Origin of the sequence: Streptomyces cyanogenus (assembly GCF_017526105.1) — a bacterium.
Lineage (GTDB): Bacteria > Actinomycetota > Actinomycetes > Streptomycetales > Streptomycetaceae > Streptomyces > Streptomyces cyanogenus.
In genome coordinates, this window is the sequence record NZ_CP071839.1 from 6,246,589 (window position 1) to 6,268,103 (window position 21,515).

At 74.7% G+C, this 21,515-nt stretch carries 16 protein-coding genes; 9 read left to right on the forward strand and 7 right to left on the reverse strand.

Annotated features, from left to right (window positions below):
* Positions 1–48 precede the first annotated feature (48 nt).
* The 4 genes from S1361_RS28275 to S1361_RS28290 all read right to left on the reverse strand — a co-directional run bounded on the left by S1361_RS28275 (position 49) and on the right by S1361_RS28290 (position 2,825).
* Complete coding sequence (locus S1361_RS28275) at positions 49–777, reverse strand: hypothetical protein (RefSeq protein WP_208034724.1); 729 nt, start codon at positions 775–777, stop codon at positions 49–51.
* Positions 778–853: 76 nt separating this feature from the next.
* Positions 854–1,753: an aminoglycoside phosphotransferase family protein gene (locus tag S1361_RS28280; RefSeq protein WP_208034725.1), complete on the reverse strand. Its 900-nt coding sequence runs from the start codon at positions 1,751–1,753 to the stop codon at positions 854–856.
* Between the two features lie 89 nt (positions 1,754–1,842).
* Positions 1,843–2,334 carry a ferritin-like domain-containing protein gene (locus S1361_RS28285; RefSeq protein ID WP_208034726.1) on the reverse strand — a complete coding sequence of 164 codons (492 nt, stop codon included), beginning with the start codon at positions 2,332–2,334 and terminating at the stop codon, positions 1,843–1,845.
* Positions 2,331–2,825 carry a hypothetical protein gene (locus S1361_RS28290; RefSeq protein WP_208034727.1) on the reverse strand — a complete coding sequence of 165 codons (495 nt, stop codon included), beginning with the start codon at positions 2,823–2,825 and terminating at the stop codon, positions 2,331–2,333. Before S1361_RS28290 ends, S1361_RS28285 begins: the two co-directional genes overlap by 4 nt.
* Before the next feature lie 253 nt (positions 2,826–3,078).
* Here S1361_RS28290 and rimP point away from each other — a divergent pair, with 253 nt between their 5' ends.
* The 9 genes from rimP to S1361_RS28335 all read left to right on the forward strand — a co-directional run bounded on the left by rimP (position 3,079) and on the right by S1361_RS28335 (position 15,346).
* Positions 3,079–3,597: a ribosome maturation factor RimP gene (rimP, locus tag S1361_RS28295; RefSeq protein ID WP_208034728.1), complete on the forward strand. Its 519-nt coding sequence runs from the start codon at positions 3,079–3,081 to the stop codon at positions 3,595–3,597.
* 2 nt (positions 3,598–3,599) lie between these two features.
* The gene (gene nusA, locus S1361_RS28300) at positions 3,600–4,586 is read left to right on the forward strand and encodes a transcription termination factor NusA (RefSeq protein WP_208034729.1); all 987 of its coding nucleotides are present in this window, start codon (positions 3,600–3,602) and stop codon (positions 4,584–4,586) included.
* Between the two features lie 110 nt (positions 4,587–4,696).
* Complete coding sequence (locus tag S1361_RS28305; RefSeq protein ID WP_208034730.1) at positions 4,697–4,993, forward strand: YlxR family protein; 297 nt, start codon at positions 4,697–4,699, stop codon at positions 4,991–4,993.
* Positions 4,994–5,138: 145 nt separating this feature from the next.
* The gene (infB, locus tag S1361_RS28310; protein ID WP_208034731.1) at positions 5,139–8,210 is read left to right on the forward strand and encodes a translation initiation factor IF-2; all 3,072 of its coding nucleotides are present in this window, start codon (positions 5,139–5,141) and stop codon (positions 8,208–8,210) included.
* A 199-nt stretch (positions 8,211–8,409) separates the two neighbouring features.
* Positions 8,410–8,703 carry a DUF503 domain-containing protein gene (locus S1361_RS28315; protein ID WP_208034732.1) on the forward strand — a complete coding sequence of 98 codons (294 nt, stop codon included), beginning with the start codon at positions 8,410–8,412 and terminating at the stop codon, positions 8,701–8,703.
* 40 nt (positions 8,704–8,743) lie between these two features.
* Complete coding sequence (rbfA, locus tag S1361_RS28320; protein WP_208034733.1) at positions 8,744–9,202, forward strand: 30S ribosome-binding factor RbfA; 459 nt, start codon at positions 8,744–8,746, stop codon at positions 9,200–9,202.
* Entirely contained in the window at positions 9,199–10,104 is a 906-nt protein-coding gene (gene truB / locus S1361_RS28325; RefSeq protein WP_208034734.1) for a tRNA pseudouridine(55) synthase TruB, read from the forward strand. Before rbfA ends, truB begins: the two co-directional genes overlap by 4 nt.
* A 270-nt stretch (positions 10,105–10,374) precedes the next feature.
* The gene (locus S1361_RS28330; protein ID WP_208034735.1) at positions 10,375–14,268 is read left to right on the forward strand and encodes a trypsin-like peptidase domain-containing protein; all 3,894 of its coding nucleotides are present in this window, start codon (positions 10,375–10,377) and stop codon (positions 14,266–14,268) included.
* Between the two features lie 130 nt (positions 14,269–14,398).
* Positions 14,399–15,346 carry a bifunctional riboflavin kinase/FAD synthetase gene (locus tag S1361_RS28335; protein ID WP_208034736.1) on the forward strand — a complete coding sequence of 316 codons (948 nt, stop codon included), beginning with the start codon at positions 14,399–14,401 and terminating at the stop codon, positions 15,344–15,346.
* 76 nt (positions 15,347–15,422) lie between these two features.
* Here S1361_RS28335 and S1361_RS28340 read toward each other — a convergent pair whose 3' ends face one another.
* The 3 genes from S1361_RS28340 to eccE form a co-directional block, all read right to left on the reverse strand.
* Entirely contained in the window at positions 15,423–18,923 is a 3,501-nt protein-coding gene (locus tag S1361_RS28340) for an SCO5717 family growth-regulating ATPase (RefSeq protein ID WP_208034737.1), read from the reverse strand.
* A gap of 301 nt (positions 18,924–19,224) precedes the next feature.
* Positions 19,225–19,974, reverse strand: a complete 750-nt coding sequence (locus S1361_RS28345) for a hypothetical protein (RefSeq protein WP_208034738.1) — start codon at positions 19,972–19,974, stop codon at positions 19,225–19,227.
* A complete protein-coding gene (gene eccE, locus S1361_RS28350; RefSeq protein ID WP_208034739.1) occupies positions 19,974–21,338 on the reverse strand; it encodes a type VII secretion protein EccE in 1,365 nt (454 codons plus the stop codon). Before eccE ends, S1361_RS28345 begins: the two co-directional genes overlap by 1 nt.
* Positions 21,339–21,515 lie beyond the last annotated feature (177 nt).

Sequence of the window (21,515 nt, forward strand, 5' to 3'; positions counted from 1 at the left end):
GCGGCGGTCACGTCCCGGCGTGCCGCCGCTCAGCCGCGGGCGGGGCGGTCATCCCCGGCCGTCCTGCCAGTCCTTGCGGGAGACCGTCCAGTACTCCCGGCGGTCGAAGCCGACCGAGAAGACGGTTCGGTGGCGGGCGCGGACCCCGGTGACCGTCGCACCGGCGGGCTCCGTCAGGCACCGCACGTCCGGGCCGCGCGGGGGACACGCCAGGGGTTCCCCGACGCGCCACCCGGGGTCCCACGGGTCGTCCCACTCGACGGTGAACGACGGATCGTTGAGCTGCGGCCTGGACAGGCGCAGTCCGTCGGCCTGCCGGCCCTTGTCCCGCTGGTACTCCAGCGCGTACGGCAGCCCGCCGACCCCGCCGGCGTCCGGGTCCCCGCCCGTCAGACCACCCCAGTCGCCCAGGTGCGCCCGGTCGATCTCCTTCAGGGTCGGCGTGATCCCGCGGGGCGCCCCGTAGTAGGCGGTGGCATACATGTAGCAGTGCACCACCACGGGGTCCTCCGTCTCGTCGAAGAGGTCCGGCAACCTGGGCCCGTCGCAGGTGTCGATCAGGCGCAGGAACCCGGGCTCCAGCGAGGTCCGTGCCGCGAACGCCGCCACCTTCTTCCGGATGGCGCGTTCCGCCCCCGCCCGCTGCCGGTCCGCCGCCGCCGACGTCGCCATCCGGTGGCGTTCGTCGTCGTCCGGCGCCGAGGCGGAGCAGCCCGACGCCAGTAACACGGTCAGCGCCAGCACCGCAGGCAGCGCTCTGCGCCCTGATCTGTCCACCGGTCGAGTCTGTCCGGCCGCGCTCCCCGCCCGGCACGGGCGCCCTACTCAGCCGGCTGAGTACGCCTACTCATGCCTACAGCCAGGCCGCGAACTCCAGCAGCAGCTCCGCGTCCTTCTCCCGGCCGACCCGCCGGGCCCGTACCCCGGACTCCACCGCCCGGAACAGCGTCCAGCCGCGCAGCCGCTCCTGGTCCACCTCAAGGGACTCCGCGAGCCGCTTGATCCGGCGGCGGGTGATGGCCGGCCCGGACGGCGCCGCGATCAGGTCCTCCACCCGGTCCCGCACCAGCCGGGCCAGGTCGAAGGCGCTCTCGCCGACCACCGGGTCCGGACCGACCGCCAGCCAGGGCATCCGCTCCCCGGCGAGCACCTTGCTCTGCCGGAACGTGCCGTGCAGCAGCAACTGCTGCGGCGGCGCGGCCAGCAGCTCCTCTCGGGCGGCCAGCGCCGCCTCCACCAGGGGCGCCGCCTCCGGGTCGGTGCCGGCGCTCGCCCGCATCGCCGCCGCCTGCCGTCCGGTGCGCTCGGCGACGGTCTCGAAGACATGCCCGGCCGGCGGCTGCACCCACAGCCGGCGCAGCGTCCCCGCCGCCTCCAGCAGGGCCTTGGCCTCCGGCAGCGACCGGACCGACACGTCCGGGTGCAGCCGCTCCAGCAGCAGCGCCCCGTCCTCCGCCCCGGTCTCCAGCAGCTGTACGGCGCCCAGGCCGCCCCAGTACGCCAGCGCCGCCCGCTCGCTCTCCGGGCGGGCCCGCGGCGGCGCCAGCTTCAGTACGGCCGGGGTGCCGTCCGCCCGCCGCACCAGCACCACCAGGCTGCTGCGCCCGCCGGGCACCTGCACCCGCTCGACGGTCAACTCGCGCCGGGCGACGGCCCGCTCGGCCGCCGCGGGCAGCCGCGCCAGCCAGTCGTCCCCGGCCGGTGCCGTCTCACCGAGCGCCCGCACCAGGCGCTGCGGTGCTTCGAAAGCCATGCGCGAGTCGTTCCCTTCCTGTCGCGTGCTGTCGGGCCCCGCTCCGGGGCCGTCCCACGGTCCTGCCGTACGGCCCGGCCCGCCGGTGGCTAACGCGTCGCCGACGCGGAGGGCGCGGAGGGCGCGGGGGTCGTGCCGGCCGCGCCCGTCCGTCCGCCGGCCCGCTCGGCGAGCCCAGGGAAGGCTACGCTCTCCCCGCTCCAGCGCACCGCCCGCACCGCGGCCTCCCGCAGCGCCCCGGCCGCGTCGGCCCGCCGTGCGCCGGTGGCCGCCCGCACCAGGTCCGAGTACACCCCGGCCAGCCGCTCCTCCAGCCGCGCGGCCAGCCGTACCGCCGCCGCCCCGTCCTGGACCGGGAACGGCAGCGCGTACCCGGCGTTCGCGGCGACCGGAGTGCCGCCCAGGTCACGCACGGCGCGCACCAGCGCGTCCCGGCGCGCCCGGTGCGCGTCGTACGCCGCCCGGGCCTCGCCGCGCCGCCGCTCGCCGATCCGTCCGCCGACGACGCCGTACCCGTACACCGCCGCGTGCTCCGCCGCCAGCGCCGCCTGCAGCGCGGTCAGCTCGGTCCCGTCGCTCACCTGGCTCCCTCCGTCAGCAGGTACGCGTGCGCGGCCCCGGCGGCCGCGGCCGACGCCAGCAGCCGCGCCAGCTCGCCCGGCACCTTCAACAGCTCCTCGGCCCGCCGGTCGGCCAGGGACCGCTCGGCGGCGGCCAGCCCCGCGACGGCGTCCTTCTCGCCGGCCGGCACGGCCACGGCGGATGCCGACGCCGACGCCGTGGCCGTCGCGCCCTCCTCGAAGGCCGCCGCGTGCGCCGCGACCTGCGCCCGCAGCGGGCGCAGCCGCTCCGCCAGCCCGGGGTGCGCGGCGAGCACCGCGTCGTAGTGCCCCAGCAGCGCCCGGCTGTCCCGGGCCGCACGCGCGCGTGCCCGCGCGGCGGCCGACGGGCCCGCGCCGCCGGAGTCCGGCTCGGCCGTGCAGCCCACGAGGAGGGCGGCCCCGGCGGCCGAGGTGAGCAGGGATCTTCTGCGCGGCCCCGAGGGGATGCGCGACGACGGGGGGTACGGCACGGCTGACGTCCTCGGGGGCTCGTACGAACACACGGGCGGGACCCGGCCCGCCGGTGATCACGGTACCCGCGCATCCCCTCGCTTCATGTCACCGGCTCACACGGCCCGCCTCAGCGGCACGTGCGGTCATGACATGCGGCTCCGTCGCGCGGCCACCCCTGGAGGGGACGGCAACACCCTCCGCGACCGGATACCCTTTGACCAGACACGCGACCCATCCCACAACAGCACACGCGGCCGAGGAGTCACCCGGATGAGCACCACCCAGAGCGAGAGGCTGCGAGAGCTGCTGGAACCGCTCGTCACCTCCCAGGGGCTGGATCTCGAAGAGATCGCCGTGGACTCCGTCGGACGCAAGCGGGTGCTGCGCGTGGTCGTCGACTCCGACACCGGGGCGGATCTGGACGCCATCGCCGATGTGAGCCGTGCGCTCTCGGCGAAGCTCGACGAGACCAACGCGATGGGTGACGCCGCGTACGACCTGGAGGTCGGAACCCCCGGCGCGGAGCGCCTCCTCACCGAGCACCGGCACTTCGTGCGCGCGACCGACCGGCTCGTGAAGTTCCAGCTCACCGAGGGCGGCGAGCTGGTCGCCCGGATCCTGGACGTCGACGAGGACGGGATCGACGTCGAGGTCCCCGGGGTCAAGGGCCGCAAGGCCACCAGCCGCAGACTCGGTTTCCCGGAGATCGCCAAGGCGCGCGTGCAGGTCGAGTTCAACCGCAAGGACGACAAGGTCAAGAAGGACATGAAGGAAGAGGAGGAGGCGTAGCCGTGGACATCGACATGAGCGCCCTGCGGGGCTTGGTTCGGGAGAAGGAGATCTCCTTCGACCTCCTGGTCGAGGCGATCGAGTCGGCCCTCCTCATCGCCTACCACCGCACCGAGGGAAGCCGCCGACACGCGCGCGTGGAGCTCAACCGGGAGACCGGGCATGTGACCGTGTGGGCGAAGGAGGACCCCGAGGACCTCGCGGAGGGACAGGAGCCCCGCGAGTTCGACGACACCCCGTCCGGCTTCGGCCGCATCGCCGCGACCACCGCCAAGCAGGTGATCCTGCAGCGGCTGCGCGACGCCGAGGACGACGCGACGCTCGGCGAGTACGCCGGCCGCGAGGGCGACATCGTCACCGGCGTGGTCCAGCAGGGCCGCGACCCGAAGAACGTACTGGTCGACATCGGCAAGCTGGAGGCCATCCTGCCGGTGCAGGAGCAGGTGCCCGGCGAGACCTACCAGCACGGCATGCGCCTCAGGTCGTACGTCGTCCGGGTGGCCAAGGGCGTGCGCGGTCCGTCGGTGACCCTCTCCCGGACCCACCCCAATCTGGTGAAGAAGCTCTTCGCCCTGGAGGTGCCGGAGATCGCCGACGGCTCGGTGGAGATCGCCGCGATCGCCCGTGAGGCCGGTCACCGCACCAAGATCGCCGTACGGTCCACCCGGCCGGGCCTGAACGCCAAGGGTGCCTGCATCGGTCCCATGGGCGGCCGGGTCCGCAACGTGATGGGCGAGCTGAACGGCGAGAAGATCGACATCGTCGACTGGTCGGACGACCCGGCCGAGATGGTCGCGAACGCCCTGTCACCCGCTCGGGTGAGCAAGGTGGAGGTCGTGGACATGGCCGCCCGCTCCGCACGGGTGACCGTGCCGGACTACCAGCTGTCGCTGGCGATCGGCAAGGAGGGCCAGAACGCCCGCCTCGCCGCCCGCCTCACCGGCTGGCGGATCGACATCCGGCCCGACACCGAGCAGGCCGGGGAGTAGGTCCGGGGGCCGGGGAATAGATCCAGGCCGTCCATCGCTGAGATCACGACAACAGCCGTTCGATTCTTGCCCCGAAGGGGTGAGGTCGGTACGGGGAGGTAGACTTAACTGTGTCTGGCCGGACGCACACCCGAGCATGCCCTGAACGCACCTGTGTGGGGTGCCGGGAGCGGGCGGCCAAGAACGATCTCCTGCGGATCGTGAAGATCGAGGATGCGTGCGTCCCCGATCCTCGCGGTACGCTGCCCGGCCGGGGTGCGTATGTACACCCCGCCCTGGTCTGTCTCGACCAGGCGGTACGCCGCCGGGCGTTCCCGCGGGCACTGCGCGTCCCGGGACCGCTCGACACAAAGGCGTTGCGTCGATACGTCGAGCAGACAACAGTTGCCGAGCAGGCAACGCCGTAAGACGAGCCGTACGGAACCCCGTGCGGCCTGGTACCTCGCGAGTCGAAAGCAGGTCGAGATTGCGATGAGCACTCGATGAGTACGCGATGAGTACGCCCATGAACTAGCGACGGTCCGGCTTCAACCCGGACCTCAAAGGAGCGAAGTGGCTAAGGTCCGGGTCTACGAACTCGCCAAGGAGTTCGGTGTCGAGAGCAAGGTCGTCATGGCCAAGCTCCAGGAACTCGGTGAATTCGTCCGTTCGGCGTCTTCGACCATCGAAGCGCCGGTTGTACGTAAGCTGACCGACGCCTTCCAGGGCGGTGGCAACGGCAAGTCCGCCGGTAAGCCCGCCCCGCGCAAGGCTGCCCCCAAGCCCGCCGCGCCCTCCCCGGCGCAGGCGGCACGTCCGGCTGCCCCGGCTCCGAGGCCGGCGGCCCCCAAGCCTCCGACGGCGCCCGCTGCCCAGCAGCCGGCCGCCCCGTCGGCCCCCGCGCCGGCCGCTTCCGGCCCGCGTCCGGTGCCGGGCCCCAAGCCCGCGCCGCGCCCGGCTCCGGCCGCCCCGGAGTTCACCGCTCCGCCGGCCGCCCCGGCCGCGCAGACCCCGCAGGCTCCGGCCGCCCAGGGTCCGCGTCCCGGTGCCCGTCCGGGTGCCCCGAAGCCCGGCGGCCGTCCGGCCGGCTCGGGTCAGGGCCAGTCCGCCCGTCCGGGCCAGGGTGCTCCGCGCCCCGGTGGCCAGGCCGCCCGTCCGGGCGCCCGTCCGGCCGGTCCGCGCCCGGGCAACAACCCCTTCACCTCCGGCGGCAACGCCGGCATGGCCCGTCCGCAGGCCCCGCGCCCGCAGGGCGGCCCGCGTCCCGGCCCCGGCGGTGCCCCCGGCGCCGGTCCCCGTCCGCAGGCGCCCGGCGCCCAGGGCGGCGGTCCGCGTCCGCAGGCTCCGGGCGGTCCGCGCCCGACCCCGGGCTCGATGCCGCGTCCGCAGGGCGGTCCCCGTCCCGGCGGCGGCCCCGGCGGCCCGCGTCCGAACCCCGGCATGATGCCGCAGCGTCCCGCTGCGGGTCCGCGTCCGGGCGGTGGCCCCGGCGGCCGTGGCCCCGGTGGCGGCGGTCGTCCCGGTGGCGGCGGCGGTCGTCCGGGCGGCGGCGGCTTCGCCGGTCGTCCGGGTGGCGGTGGCGGCGGCTTCGCCGGCCGTCCTGCCGGTCCCGGTGGCGGTGGCGGCGGCTTCGCCGGCCGTCCGGGTGGTCCCGGCGGTGGCGGCGGTGGCCGTCCCGGCTTCGGTGGCCGTCCCGGTGGTCCCGGTGGCCGTGGTGGCACGCAGGGCGCCTTCGGCCGTCCCGGCGGTCCCGCGCGTCGTGGCCGCAAGTCGAAGCGGCAGAGGCGCCAGGAGTACGAGGCCATGCAGGCCCCGAGCGTCGGCGGCGTGATGCTGCCGCGCGGCAACGGCGAGACCATCCGTCTCTCCCGCGGCGCGTCGCTCACCGACTTCGCGGAGAAGATCAACGCCAACCCGGCGTCCCTCGTCGCGGTCATGATGAACCTCGGCGAGATGGTCACGGCCACGCAGTCCGTCTCCGACGAGACCCTGCAGCTCCTCGCCGACGAGATGAACTACACGGTTCAGATCGTCAGCCCCGAGGAGGAGGACCGCGAGCTGCTCGAGTCCTTCGACATCGAGTTCGGCGAGGACGAGGGCTCCGAGGAGGACCTGGTCGTCCGTCCGCCGGTGGTGACCGTCATGGGTCACGTCGACCACGGTAAGACCCGACTGCTCGACGCGATCCGCAAGACGAACGTCATCGCGGGCGAGGCCGGCGGCATCACCCAGCACATCGGTGCCTACCAGGTCGCGACCCAGGTCAACGACGAAGAGCGCAAGATCACCTTCATCGACACCCCGGGTCACGAGGCGTTCACCGCCATGCGTGCCCGTGGTGCGAAGTCGACCGACATCGCGATCCTGGTCGTCGCGGCCAACGACGGCGTCATGCCGCAGACGGTCGAGGCGCTCAACCACGCCAAGGCGGCCGACGTCCCGATCGTCGTCGCGGTCAACAAGATCGACGTCGAGGGCGCCGACCCGACCAAGGTGCGCGGTCAGCTGACCGAGTACGGCCTGGTGGCCGAGGAGTACGGCGGCGACACCATGTTCGTCGACATCTCCGCCAAGCAGGGTCTGCACATCGACTCGCTGCTGGAGGCCGTGATCCTCACGGCCGACGCCTCGCTCGACCTGCGGGCCAACCCGAACCAGGACGCGCAGGGCATCTCGATCGAGTCCCGTCTCGACCGCGGCCGCGGTGCCGTGGCGACGGTCCTCGTCCAGCGAGGCACCCTGCGGGTCGGCGACACGATGGTCGTGGGCGACGCCTACGGCCGCGTGCGCGCCATGCTCGACGACAACGGCAACAACGTCGCCGAGGCGGGCCCGTCGACGCCGGTCCAGGTCCTGGGCCTGACCAACGTCCCGGGTGCGGGCGACAACTTCCTGGTGGTCGACGAGGACCGTACGGCCCGTCAGATCGCCGAGAAGCGCGCCGCCCGTGAGCGCAACGCGGCCTTCGCCAAGCGCACGCGCCGCGTGTCCCTGGAGGACCTGGACAAGGTGCTCAAGGCCGGCGAGGTCCAGCAGCTGAACCTGATCATCAAGGGTGACGCTTCCGGATCCGTCGAGGCCCTGGAGTCCTCCCTGCTCCAGCTGGACGTCGGCGAAGAGGTCGACATCCGCGTCCTGCACCGCGGCGTCGGTGCGGTCACGGAATCCGACATCGACCTGGCGATGGGCTCCGACGCCATCGTGATCGGCTTCAACGTCCGTGCGGCCGGCCGCGCGGCGCAGATGGCCGAGCGCGAGGGTGTGGACGTCCGGTACTACTCGGTCATCTACCAGGCGATCGAGGAGATCGAGGCGGCCCTCAAGGGCATGCTCAAGCCGGAGTTCGAGGAGGTCGAGCTCGGTACGGCGGAGATCCGCGAGGTCTTCAAGTCGTCCAAGCTGGGCAACATCGCCGGTGTCCTCATCCGCTCCGGCGAGGTCAAGCGCAACACCAAGGCGCGCCTCATCCGCGACGGCAAGGTGGTCGCGGAGAACCTCAACATCGAGGGCCTGCGTCGCTTCAAGGACGACGTCACCGAGATCCGCGAAGGCTACGAGGGTGGTATCAACCTCGGAAACTTCAACGACATCAAGGTCGACGACGTCATCGCGACGTACGAGATGCGGGAGAAGCCGCGGTCGTAACACGACCGACGGTGTCCAGGGCTGGCCGGTGGCACGCAGGTGCCGCCGGCCAGCCCGGCCGTTCCCTGGCGGCGGTCGCCGCCCGCGGTGCCGAAACCCTGTCGAGCCACCGGCAGGTACGCGGTACCGTTCTTGATGTCCCCGGCCACACGGACCCGGGGCCATCGATCCCGTACCGGCGGGTGAACCGGTTACACACATGTACGTGGGGACTCTGTCCTTCGACCTCCTCCTCGGCGACGTCCACTCGCTGAAGGAGAAGCGTTCCGTCGTCCGCCCGATCGTCGCCGAACTCCAGCGGAAGTACGCCGTGAGCGCGGCCGAGGTGGACCACGCGGACCTCCACCGGCGGGCGATCATCGGCCTCGCCGCGGTCTCCGGCGACGCGGCACACCTCACCGACGTACTGGACCGGTGCGAACGGCTGGTCGCCGGCCGCCCCGAGGTGGAGCTGCTGTCCGTGCGGCGGCGCTTCCACGGCGACGACGACTGACCACGAAACGCAAGCAAGAGAAAGAACGGGAGACGGACCAGTGGCCGACAACGCGCGGGCTAAAAGGCTGGCGGACCTCATCCGGGAGGTGGTGGCCCAGAAGCTGCAGCGCGGGATCAAGGACCCGCGGCTCGGCTCACACGTCACCATCACGGACACCCGGGTCACGGGTGACCTGCGGGAGGCGACCGTCTTCTACACGGTCTACGGCGACGAGGAGGAGCGGCAGGCCGCCGCCGCGGGCCTGGAGAGCGCCAAGGGCATCCTGCGCTCCGAGGTGGGCCGCGCGGCCGGGGTGAAGTTCACCCCGACCCTGACCTTCGTCGCGGACGCCCTGCCGGACACCGCCCGGACCATCGAGGACCTCCTCGACAAGGCCCGGCAGTCCGACCAGAAGGTACGCGAGGCCGCCACCGGCGCCACGTACGCAGGCGGCGCCGACCCGTACCGCAAGCCGGCGGACGACGACACCGACACGGACGGCGACGCCACCGCATGACCCAGAAGCACACCACGCCCGACGGCCTCGTCATCGTCGACAAGCCGTCGGGCTTCACTTCGCACGACGTGGTCGCCAAGATGCGCGGGATCGCGAGGACCCGCCGCGTCGGCCACGCCGGCACCCTCGATCCGATGGCGACCGGCGTCCTGGTCCTCGGGGTCGAACGCGCCACCAAGCTCCTCGGGCACCTCGCGCTCACCGAGAAGGAGTACCTGGGCACCGTCCGCCTGGGCCAGAACACCCTCACCGACGACGCCGAGGGCGAGATCACCTCGTCCACCGACGCCTCCAAGGTGACCCGGGACGCCATCGACGCCGGCATCGCCAAGCTCACCGGCGACATCATGCAGGTCCCGTCCAAGGTCAGCGCCATCAAGATCGACGGCGTGCGGTCGTACAAGCGGGCCCGCGAGGGCGAGGACTTCGAGATCCCGGCCCGCCCGGTGACCATCTCCTCCTTCGCGGTGTACGACGTCCGGGACGCGGTCGCCGAGGACGGCACGCCCGTGCTCGACCTGGTCGTGTCCGTGGTCTGCTCCTCCGGCACCTACATCCGCGCCCTCGCCCGCGACCTGGGCGCCGACCTCGGCGTCGGCGGCCACCTCACCGCGCTGCGCCGGACGCGCGTCGGGCCGTACAAGCTGGACGCGGCCAGGACGCTCGACCAGCTCCAGCAGGAGCTGACCGTGATGCCGATCTCCGAGGCCGCCGCGGCCGCGTTCCCGCGCTGGGAGGTCGACGGCAAGCGGTCCCGGCTGCTGCTGAACGGCGTCCGGCTGGAGATCCCCGACGAGTACGCGGGCGCCGGTCCCGTGGCCGTCTTCGACCCCGAGGGCCGTTTCCTCGCGCTCGTCGAGGAGCACCGGGGCAAGGCCAAGAGCCTGGCCGTCTTCGGCTGAGCCCCGGCCGGGCCCTGCCCGGGCCGCCCTGCCGTGGAGCGGCGGCCGGCCACGGGGTCGGGCCCCTGCCGCCGCTCCACGGTCCCCCCTCGGTTCCCCCACCCCTAGGGTTATCCAGCCGCCCCCGCCTATTCACCCGACCGGGCAGGCGCTCGGAGTGAACCGGGGGAGCGGAAGGGGGCGCGTTCACCGCGCGATCTTTCCCGCCGATCACCGTGCGCCTACCGTCGAGGACAGGGCACGGGGACAGCGGGCGGGGAGGTACGGCACATGGCGGGACGGGGCCCGCGCACCGGAGGCGGGCGCCGGGAGCAGGAACGGGCGTGCGGGGAGCAGCCGTCCGGGCAGTGCACGCACGGGTACGGGGACGGTGCGGCCGGCGGGCCGCGCGGGGACGGCGGAGCCCGCGCCGGCGGTGCCGCCACCGATGCCGACGCCGCCCTCGTGCGGATCCGGGACCTGTCCGGGCGCCCGCGCGGGTACGGCTTCCTCGTCGACCACCAGGGCACCCTGCTCACCAGCCACGAGGCCGTCGACGGCCTGCCCCGGCTGGTGCTGCACGCCCCCGGGGACCGTACCTGCGTGGTCACCGCCGACGCGGTCACCCCGCTGCCCGCCCTGGACCTCGCCCTGGTGCGCACCGAGGGTCTCGGCGGGGACCCGCTGCCGCTGACCGTGCGGGAGCGGATCGACGCCGGCACCTATGTCCAGGTCGCCGCCGGCTGCTGGCGGGAGGCGCGGGTGCTGGCCGCCTCCGAGGCGACGTACACCGCCACCGACGGTTTCCACCTGCTGGACGACGTGCTGGAGCTGGCCATCGGCACGGCCGGCCGGGACGCGCTCCGGCTCGGCGGCGGAGCGGCCGGAGGACCGGTCCTGGACGCCCGTAGCGGCGCTGTCGTCGGCGTCCTCGGCACCGCCCTGCACACCGCCCAGCGCGACGCGGGCTTCGCGGTGCCGCTGCGGCCCGCCGGCGGTGCCCTCGCCGACGTCCTCGCCCGCAACGCGGCCACGGTGCCCGCCTACGGCGCCGACCTCAACCTCGCCGGCATCCTCCAGCTGACCATCACCTCGGTGGTCCAGGACGGATCCCCGGACGCCCTCACCGGCCACCCGTGCGCCGTGGAACCGCTCGAACGCGACGACGTCGCCCGGGAGTTGGCCGCCTTCACCGCCGGCGACCGGTCCGTGCTCGGGCTGGTCGGCGCCCCCGGCAGCGGCCGTACGACGGAACTCGCGGCGCTCGCCGCCCGCCGCGCCCGGGGCGAGCGGCCCGCCCCCACGCTGTGGCTGCGCGGCGCCGACCTGAAGGACACCGACGGCTCGGTGGCCGACGCCGCCCGGCGCACCCTCGCACGTGCCGCCCGGATCGTCGCCGCCTCCCGCCGTGTGCAGCCCGAGGACCTCGGCGACGTCGGTCCCGAACACCTGGCCCGCCGCGCCGCCCGGGCCGGCCGCCCGCTCCTGCTCCTGCTCGACGGTCCCGAGGAGATGCCCCCCGTCCTCGCCCACCACCTGCCCGCGTGGACCCGGGGCACGGCCGACTGGCTGCGCGAGACCGGGGCGCGTCTGGTGGTGGCCTGCCGCGAGGAGCACTGGGAACACGCCGGCAACGCGTTCGCCGCGCACCTCCTCCACACCCCCGGCACCCCGGCGACCGGCACCCCCGCCCCGACCGCCCCCGAACATCCGGCCCCCACCCCACCCGGTCCCGCGGCCCCGCCGGAAGCCACCGGTCCGGCCCACCCACCGACGGACGCCCGTCCTTCACGGACCGACGCCGAGCCGCTGCGGACGTGGAGTGGCCCCGGGAGCCCGGCCGAGGACGCCGGGAGCCTGGCGGCCGGGTTCGGGGGCTCCGACGGCGGCGCCGGGTCGACTCGGGGGGCGGGGGGACCCGGGAAGGCGGACGGTGGTGCGCCGGTGTCGGCGTCGTCGGCCGGGCGGGTGAACCCGCGCTTCGAGGCGGCGCCCCAGACCCCCGCCGACCCGCTTCCCTCCTGCGTGCGGATCGGTGACTTCACCGTCGCCGAGGGGCGGCGGGCGCGGGCTCGGTACGGGATTCCGGACCGGGTGCTCGCCGAACGGGACGAGCGGCATCCGCTGGCGCTGCGGCTGCTGGCCGAGGTCCGGGCGGCCGTCCCCGACACCCCGGTGGCCGGGCCCGTCGACCGGGACGAGGTGTTCGCGGCCTGGCTGGACCTGATGTGCCTGCGCGTCGCGGTCCGCCTCGCCGCGGCCGGCGGCCTGCGCGGTACGGCCGTACGACGGCTGGCGGCACGGGTGGCCGGGCAGGTGCACGAGGCCGCCCGGCGCAGCCTCGGCCCCGGTCAGGGCGAGCTGGACCGGGAGTCGTTCGAGGCCGTGTTCCCGTGGGGACCCGCCCCGGCCCAGCTCGGCGGCGGTACCGGCTGGGCCTCCGCCGTCCTCGCCGAGGGCCTCCTCGTGCCGGCCGGCGGCGGCTACCGCTTCGCCCACGAGGAGCTGGCCGACTGGATCCAGGGCATGCACCTGGACCTGGACGAGGCCCTGCGGGCCCTGGTGCACCACCCCGCCGAGCCGCACGACTTCCACGGCTCCCTGCCGGTGCCCCACCACCGCGTCGGCCCCGTCGTCCAGGCCCTGCTGCTCCTCGCCCGCCAGCGGGGCCCGCGGCAACTGGCCGATCGGCTGCGGGAGTTGATCGGCGCGCTCGACCGCGACACCGGCTCCTGGTGGGCCGCCCGGCTGCTCGCCCGGACCCTGCAGCAGGTCCCGGACACCACGCCGTACACGGAGGTGCTGCGCCTGCTCGCCGACCGCGTCGTCGCCTGGCGCCGCGCCCGGCGGCCCGTACCGGCCGACTTCCGCCCCGCCTTCTGGACCGCCCTGCCCGTCCCCGACGCCGAGCGCCTGGACCTGCTGCGCCGGCTGCTGCCGGCCGACCCGGCACCGCCCGCGACCGGGGACCGCTACCTGGACGCCGCGGCCGGACTGCTCGCCGCCGCACCCGCCGTCGTACAGCCCCTGCTCACCCGCTGGTTCACCGACGAGCGCCCGCTGCCCGCGACCCCGCACGCCACCGTGGCCACCGCCGCGCAGGCGATGCTGCACACGCACCGGCACGGCGCCCTGGACGATCTGGCCGAGGTGCTGGCCGCCTGCGCGCACCGGCGCGCCGACGAGCTGCTCGCCGTCCTCGCCGAGGACGAGCCGTCGGCCGTCTGCCGGGCGGTCGACCGCTGGGCGCACGACGAGCGACCCGCCCGCCGCGTGGCGGCGGTGACGCACGGGCTGCGCGCGGCCCCGCACGTCCGCTCGGAGGCGGACCGCGAGCTGTTGCGCCACGCCGCCCTCGCCCTGCTCGCCCGCCCCGCCGACTGCCCCCTGCACGGCGGCGCCCTGGCCCTGCTGGTCCGCGACCCGCACACCCGCGACCGGTATCTGCCCGCCGCGCTCGGCCACTTCGCCGACGGCGACCCGCAGTTCCCGCCGAGCGCCCTGGCCCCGGCCCTGACCACACACCCGGAACCGGTCCTGGAGGCCTTCGGTGCCCGCCTGAGCGCCCCGGACACCGGCGGCCCGCAGACCAGGGCGGTCCTGCGCGGCCTCGCCGAGGTCACCACCCCGGCCCTCGCCCCCCGCGTCGCCGCCCTCCTGCGCGAGGCGGTGCGGCTGCGCCCGGAGACCGCCGGGCACGTCGCCGGCCACCTCGACCGCCGCCTCGCACAGGGCCCCACCGCCCGCCCGGTCCTGCTGCCCCTGGTCACCGGCCTGCTCGACGGCGGTCCGGAACAGCTCCGCGCGGCCCTCGCCACCGTCCTCGCCGCGCCCGGCACGCCCGCCTCCCACCCGCTCCGCCGTGAGCTGCTGGAGGTCCTGCTGGCACGGGAGCAGGACCCGGCCGTCCTGGACGCCGTCCTGCACGCGGCGGTCGAACCCGGGCGCTGCTGCGAGGACGAGGTCCGTGGCCTCGTCCACCGCACCGGCCTGCTCCTCGTCCGCACACCCGAGGGCGCCACCCGCTTCGACCGCGGCCTGGTCGAGCTGGGCCGGCACGTGCCCGGCTTCGCCGCCCGCATCGCCCGGTGGCTGGACGGCTCCCCGGACGACTGGGCCGCCCTGGTCGGCCCCGGCACCCGCCGCATGATCGAGAACCTGGCCGGCGCCCACGTACCGGCCTGAGCTGCACCGGGAACGTGCGCCCCGTCACAGCCCCCATGCCGATGCCGGCCCCGGGCACCCGGCATGGCACCCTTAGACCTGCACAACGAGGTCAGGACAGACACGGACAAGGGTTCGAGGAGCGGTCACAGTGCAGCGCTGGCGTGGCTTGGAGGACATCCCCGAGGACTGGGGGCGCAGCGTCGTCACCATCGGTTCCTACGACGGCGTCCACCGCGGCCACCAGCTGATCATCAAGCACGCCGTCGACCGCGCCCGCGAACTGGGCGTCCCGGCCGTCGTGGTCACCTTCGACCCGCACCCCAGCGAGGTGGTCCGCCCCGGCAGCCACCCGCCGCTGCTCGCCCCGCACCACCGGCGTGCCGAGCTGATGGCGGAGCTGGGCGTCGACGCCGTCCTCATCCTCCCCTTCACCACCGAGTTCTCGAAGCTGTCGCCCGCCGACTTCGTGGTGAAGGTCCTGGTGGACAAGCTGCACGCCAAGGCGGTCGTGGAGGGCCCGAACTTCCGCTTCGGCCACAAGGCGGCCGGGAACGTCGAGTTCCTCGTCGAGCAGGGCAAGGTGTACGACTTCGAGGTCGAGGTCGTCGACCTGTACGTCACCGGTGAGGCGGGCGGCGGCGAGCCGTTCTCCTCCACGCTGACCCGCCGCCTGGTCGCCGAGGGCGATGTCGCGGGCGCCCGCGAGATCCTGGGCCGCCCGCACCGCGTGGAGGGCGTCGTCGTCCGCGGTGCCCAGCGCGGCCGCGAGCTGGGCTTCCCGACCGCCAACGTCGAGACGCTCCCGCACACCGCCATCCCCGCCGACGGCGTGTACGCCGGCTATCTGCACGCCCAGGGCGAGGCCATGCCGGCCGCCATCTCCGTCGGCACGAACCCGCAGTTCGACGGCACCGAGCGCACGGTGGAGGCGTACGCCATCGACCGCGTCGGACTCGACCTGTACGGCCTGCACGTCGCCGTCGACTTCCTCGCGTACGTGCGCGGCCAGGCGAGGTTCGACACGCTGGAGGACCTGCTGGAGCAGATGGCCGCGGATGTGAAGCGGTGCCGGGAGATCGTGGCGGCGGACGAGTAGCCCTCGCCGAGGCGCGAAGCGCGAAGGGCGGCCGGTGCGGTGAGCACCGGCCGCCCTTCTCCGTTTGTCCGCGGCCCTACTGCTGGGGCGGGGGCTGCTGGCCCGGCTGCGGCTGCGGCTGCGCTTGGGGCTGCGGCTGGGGCTGTCCGGGCTGCGGGTAGCCCGGCTGCTGCGCCCCCGGATAGGGCTGCTGCGGCGGGTACGGCTGCTGCCCCGGGACGTATGGCTGGCCGGGGGCCTGCGCGTACGGCTGCCCCGGCGCCTGCGGGTAGGGCTGACCGGGGGCCTGCGGGGTCGGCTGGCCGGGCGCCTGCGGATACGGCTGGGCGGGGGCCTGCGGGTAGGGCTGACCGGTGCCGTAGGGCTGGCCCGGCGTCGCGTGGCCCGGCATCGGCGGGGCGGCCACCGGCGGCGGGTTGCCGTCACTCGTCCACAGGCCGTGGGCCTGCTGGTGGCGGGTGAAGTCCTCGGCGACCATCGCGGCGAGGTTGAAGTACGCCTCGCGCGTCTTCGGCCGCATCATGTCGAGGTCGACCTCGGCGCCGGCGGCCAGATGCTCGTCGAAGGGCACGACCACGACCCCGCGGGTCCGGGTCTCGAAGTGCGCCACGATGTCCTCGACCTTGATCATCTTTCCGGTCTCGCGGACCCCGGAGATCACGGTCAGGGACCGCGAGACCAGGTCGGCGTACCCGTGCGCGGACAGCCAGTCCAGCGTCGTACTGGCACTGCTCGCGCCGTCCACGGACGGCGTGGAGATGATGATGAGCTGGTCGGCGAGGTCCAGCACCCCGCGCATGGCGCTGTACAGCAGGCCGGTGCCGGAGTCGGTCAGGATGACCGGGTACTGCCGGCCGAGCACGTCGATCGCGCGCCGGTAGTCCTCGTCGTTGAACGTGGTCGAGACGGCCGGGTCCACGTCGTTGGCGATGATCTCCAGACCGGAGGGGGCCTGGGAGGTGAACCGCCGGATGTCCATGTACGAGTTCAGGTACGGGATGGCCTGGACGAGGTCACGGATGGTGGCCCCGGTCTCCCGGCGCACCCGCCGCCCGAGCGTACCGGCGTCCGGGTTGGCGTCGATGGCGAGGATCTTGTCCTGCCGCTCGGTGGCGAGGGTGGAGCCGAGCGCGGTGGTGGTCGTCGTCTTCCCGACACCGCCCTTGAGGCTGATGACCGCGATCCGGTAGCAGGACAGCACCGGCGTACGGATCAGCTCCAGCTTGCGCTGCCGCTCGGCCTCCTCCTTCTTGCCACCGAGCTTGAACCGGCCGGCCGCCGCCGCGGGCCGCCCGCTCTTCGCCTTCTGCTTCTTGTTGTTGAGCAGCCGGTCCGAGGACAGCTCCACGGCAGCGGTGTAACCGAGCGGCGCGGCACCGGGGTTGGTCGGCTGCCGCTGATCGTGCTGCACGGCCTGCGGCCAGCCGGCACCGGAGCGGGGGTCGACGGGCGGCTGGGGAGCCAGCGGGGCACCCGGGGCGGCGGAGTCGGGTGCCGACTGCTGGGCCGAGGACTGGGGGAAGCCGTAGCCGCTGGACGGGTTGGGGGCCGGCTGCGGGGCCGAGGGCTGCGGGAAGCCGTAACCGCCAGGCTGTGCCGGGGGGTTGGGGCCGCCCGGCTGAGGGAAGCCGTAGCCGCTGGGCGGGGTGGGGGCGTTGGGGGCCGGCTGCGCGGCCGGGGGCTGCGGGAAGCCGTAACCGCCAGGCTGTGCCGGGGGGTTGGGGCCACCGGGCTGGTGGGGGTTATGGGCGGCCGGGTTGGGCTGGTTGGAGGCCTGGTCGGGCTGGTGCCACGCGGCGGGTGCGGGCTGCGGGGCCTGCGGCTGGAACGGGGGCTGCTGGCCGGGCACGCCGGCCGGACCCTGGGCGGCCGCCGGCTGCGGCTGCTCACCGGGCATCGGCCCCGGCTGCTGTGGGGCCGCCGCCTGCGGCTCGGGCTGTACGGGCCACTGGGCCGCGGGAACGGGTGCACCGGGCATCGGCGCCGGCTGCTGCGGGGCGGCCGCCTGCGGCTCGGGCTGTACGGGCCACTGGGCCGCGGGAGCCGGGGCAGCGGGCTGGTACGACGGCGGCAGCGGGGGCAGCCCGTTCTGCGGCGCGGGCGGCGGTGCCCAGCCGGGCTGGGCGGCCTGGGGCGCCGGGGCAGCCGGGGAAGCGGGGGGCGTGGTGGGTGCGGCGGGCCCGGGCTGGGGCGCGCCGGCCTGCTGGACGCCGGGCGGCGGGAAGCCGTAGCCGCCGGGCTGTCCGGGAGCGGGCTGGGGTGCGCCGGCCTGCTGGGCTTCGGCTGGCGGGAAGCCGTATCCGCCGGGCTGTCCGGGGGCGGGCTGCTGGGCGGCGTTGGCGGAGGCGCTGTCGGCCGGGGCGCTGTCCTCGGGCGTGCCCGGCTGCGGCACACCGCTCTCGGCCACTGCGTCCGACGGCTGCGAAGCACCGGAGACCTGCGCGGAGTCGGCGGCTCCCTCGGGCGCATCCGAAGGCACGGCTGCCCCGGCAGCCCCCTCCGACGCACCGGAACGCACGGCGGCGGCGCCACCCTCCTGGGAGGTGCCCAGCTCGGCGCCGCCCTCCTCGGCCGCATCGGCCTCGGCGTGACCCTCCGTCGCACCGGACTCGGCGTCACCGTCGGCCGCACCGCTCTCGGTGTCGCCCTCCGCCGCACCGTTCCCGATGTCGGCGGAGCCGGCGGCACCCGGCGTGGGGGATCCCTCGCCCTCCTGCTCGTCGCCATCCGGCCCGGAGCCGTCCGAGGCGGCGGCCGTCGCCACCGCGCCCTGCTGCCCGGCAGCCTCGCCACCGGGCTGCTCGACGCGCTCCTCGGCGCTCCCGGCATCGACGGACCGCACGGCACCGGACGCGTCCGACGCCCCGGCGGAGCCCTCCGCGACGGACGAGGCCCCCGGGAGGGTCCCCGCGCCCTCGTCGCCCGCCGTGGCCGTGCCCTCCGCGGAGCCGTCGCCCTCGGACCGGGCGGGGGCCGAGTCGGCCGCCGTGCGCTCGGCGATCTCGGCCATCTGGCGCTTCAGGGCGACGGCGGAGAACCGCATGGTCGCCCCGCTCTCCAGGTCCCCGTTGTCCGTCTCCGGCTCGACCACGGCAGGCGCGGCCGGCACGTCCCGCGGGGCAGGCTGGGGCTGCTGCGGCTCGAAGCCCTCGGGCAGCCGCGGCATCGGAACGGGCTCACCGGCCGGCGGCGCGGGCTGGGCGACCGGGGGAGCGTACGAGGTCCCCTGCGGCGGAGTGAACGCCGCACCCTGCGCCGGACCGTACGGAGTGCCCTGCGGCGGGGTGCCCGCCGGCGGGGTGGTCGGCGGTGGCGGCGTGGAACCCGAGGCAGAGGAGCCCGCGGGGAAGGGGAAAGGCATTCCCGGAGCGGCAGGAGCCCCCGAGTCGTCAGCGGCCCCGGAGAAACCGCCGGCACCGCCCGAGTCCCCGGCCGTACCGGACGCGTTCTGCGTGTACCAGGCCGGGGGAGCGTAGTCGATGGTGAACTCGCCGGTGGTCTCGACGGCCTCCGCGTCGGGCTGGTCATCGCCGGGTGTGTCCCAGCCCCCGCGCATCCCGTCCCGATCGCTGCTCACAGTTCCTCCTGGTGTGGTCGAGCACCCTCATGCCGTGCGGGGGCGACCATGTCGTGTCGTACCGAGTCGTCCGTAGTCGTTCGGGCGGTCCGATGCACCGGCCCTCCCCCAGGGACACCGACGCCCGGCTCACGGGTCCTGCCATCGCGCCCGCTCCCAGCCTAATCACCAAGAGCCACACCTCGGCAGGCCCGTCCGCCTCTCGGCGCCCGCCCACCAGGTCACCGCGGGCCCGGAGACACCCCACCCGTACCGCGCGGCCGCCACCACAGCGTGAACAAATAGGACGGGAAAGGGCAGTTCAGTCCATCCGTCGGGGCGTGCCCAACAATCCGATCTCGGCGTCGGTGGGTTGGGTCAGCACATACTGCCGGTCACGGTCGGTGCACCACAGGGTGACACCGTCGGGCAGCGCCGGCAGCGACTCCACCTCGGTCCGCGACAGCCCCATCGTGCGCCCCAGTTCGGCCGCCTCGTCCGGCGAGACCCGCTGGATGCCGGCAAGCCGCGCCTGCCGCAGCAGCCGGGGCGCGACCGGGCTGAGATACGGCAGCAGGGTCAGCACCGACTGCCAGGGCCCGGACACCACCCGCCCGCGCGGCGGCCGCATACCGCAGTCCCGCACCACCAGCACCGGCGTGCCCGCGGAGGCACCCTGCGGCGGCACCCGCCCCACGTCGTACACGGACAGCCCGTTCTGCCCACCGCCCATGGCATGCACCATCTGCATCCAGGCCTGCGGCCGCCCGGTCTCCACGGCAACCCGGGCACCGGTGGCGGCGGAGCGCAGCGCCATGACCTGCGCGGTCCACAGGCCTCCGATGAGCACCATGTCGTACGCAGTGGGGCGGTTGACGCCGAGCACGGCGGGCTGGCCCTCACTGTTGACGCCGACCACCACGCCGTCGTCGCCGATGGGCAGGGAAAGCGTGTCCGCCTGTTCCACGGGCAGCGCGTGCCTCGGATGACGGGGGCCCAGCAGGCCGAAGCCGGTGCGCAGCCGCTCACCGAGGCCCGGAGCCGACGGGGTGGGCGTTGTCGTCGTGGTCATCAGCGGGCACCTCCGAGCGGCAGGGTGGCCAGAACGCCGGGGAGTTGTTCCCGGTCCAGGCGCGCGAGCCCGGTCCGCGCCTGCTGCGCCGCACGCTCCAGATCCCGCCGCGCGTCGGTCAGTTCCTGCTTGCTACGGCCGGTGATCCGCACATGCCCGGTGATCGTCACGTCCTGCTGCGCACCCGTGGCCAGTGTCAGACTGAACGTCGTCGCCAGTGCGGGAACCGCGGTCAGCTGGGCCACCAGCTGGGCCAGCGAGCCGCCGGATCCACCGAGCTGGGGCCAGCGGCGCACCCAGTAGGTGGTGTGCCGGCGGTTGTCACAGCGCCAGCTGCGGCTCGACTCCTCGGTCCGGCGCTGCGGCGCCTCGCCCCGCCCGGCCTGGGCCGTCACCATCGGGTTGGCGCACGCGGACGTGGCGATCGCGGCCGTCAGCTCCTCCTCGGTGAGCACGTTCGCCCGGAACCCGGCGCCGGTCAGTCGGCTCGACAGGTGTTCGGCGGAGCGTGTCAGGCACTTCTGCGCCCCCAGCAGCCCGCCGCCGCGCGCGGCCACCGCCTCCGGGCACAGCTCGGGATCGAGCTTCAGCGCGATCCAGGTGATGCGGACCGCGGGGGAGCCGGTCTGCGCCTGCAGCGGTGCGTAGTTGCTGACCACGACCGACTGCTGGGGCAGGTGCAGCGCGGGCGCCGGCTGGGTGTGCACCACGATCTGCGCCGACTCCAGCCGGATGCCGTCGACTTCGAGGACGTCCCGCACCAGGGCTACCGGCAGCGATCGCCGGCCGCTCTCCGCGCGCAGCGCGTCGACGTCCGACTCCACCTGGATCACGGCGGTCAGGAAGCCGCCGTCGCCCACCATGCCGATCGGCCGCTGGTCGCGGTCGTCGCCGCGGTTGTGGCTGAACGTGCGCAGGGTCGGGTCGCACTCCACGGCGGGCGCGAGACCGGAGTCGGTCCCCGGAGGCACCGGTGTGCTCGCGGCCCGCCGTATGCGCGCCCGCATGGCCAGCAGGGTGCCGAGCCATTCAGGCAGGGAACGCCCGCGGCGCCGTACGACGGCGAGCACCACGAGCACGACTGCGAAGGGGGCGGTGGCGATCAGCCCGGCCGTGCCGAGCAGCCACCCGCACAGCACGAGCGCGCCTGCGATCTCCAGCAGCACCAGCCGCTGCACCGCGAACGAACCGCCGCGGCCCGAACGGGACTCCAGCCGCGGTGCGAAAGCGCCCTGATAGGGCCTGGGCAGCGCCTGCTCGGCGCCTCCCTCTCGGGAGGAAGGGCCGCGGGCACCCGACCGGCGCGCACCACCCGATCGTGCCCCCGATTGCGATCGCGACCGGGTCCGCGTTGCGGAAGCCATCACTTCAAAACCCCCGAACTCTCCCGAAAACCCTTGCGCTCCGGTCCCTTCAAGTCCTGAGCACCCTACCCGTGCCACCAGCACGTCCACGCAACAGGCATAGTAGGGGCCGGGTCTGACAGTCGAGGCACCAGAGGCAACCGAGGGCGGGGGACGGATCTTCACAGGTCCCCCACG

Excerpts from the sequence above, each read along its gene's own strand:
- S1361_RS28330 (WP_208034735.1), top strand. The coding sequence starts at position 10,375 with ATGGCGGGACGGGGCCCGCGCACCGGAGGCGGGCGCCGGGAGCAGGAA.
- eccE (WP_208034739.1), bottom strand. The coding sequence starts at position 21,338 with ATGGCTTCCGCAACGCGGACCCGGTCGCGATCGCAATCGGGGGCACGA.
- S1361_RS28345 (WP_208034738.1), bottom strand. The coding sequence starts at position 19,974 with ATGACCACGACGACAACGCCCACCCCGTCGGCTCCGGGCCTCGGTGAG.
- S1361_RS28315 (WP_208034732.1), top strand. The coding sequence starts at position 8,410 with ATGTACGTGGGGACTCTGTCCTTCGACCTCCTCCTCGGCGACGTCCAC.
- rimP (WP_208034728.1), top strand. The coding sequence starts at position 3,079 with ATGAGCACCACCCAGAGCGAGAGGCTGCGAGAGCTGCTGGAACCGCTC.
- S1361_RS28280 (WP_208034725.1), bottom strand. The coding sequence starts at position 1,753 with ATGGCTTTCGAAGCACCGCAGCGCCTGGTGCGGGCGCTCGGTGAGACG.
- truB (WP_208034734.1), top strand. The coding sequence starts at position 9,199 with ATGACCCAGAAGCACACCACGCCCGACGGCCTCGTCATCGTCGACAAG.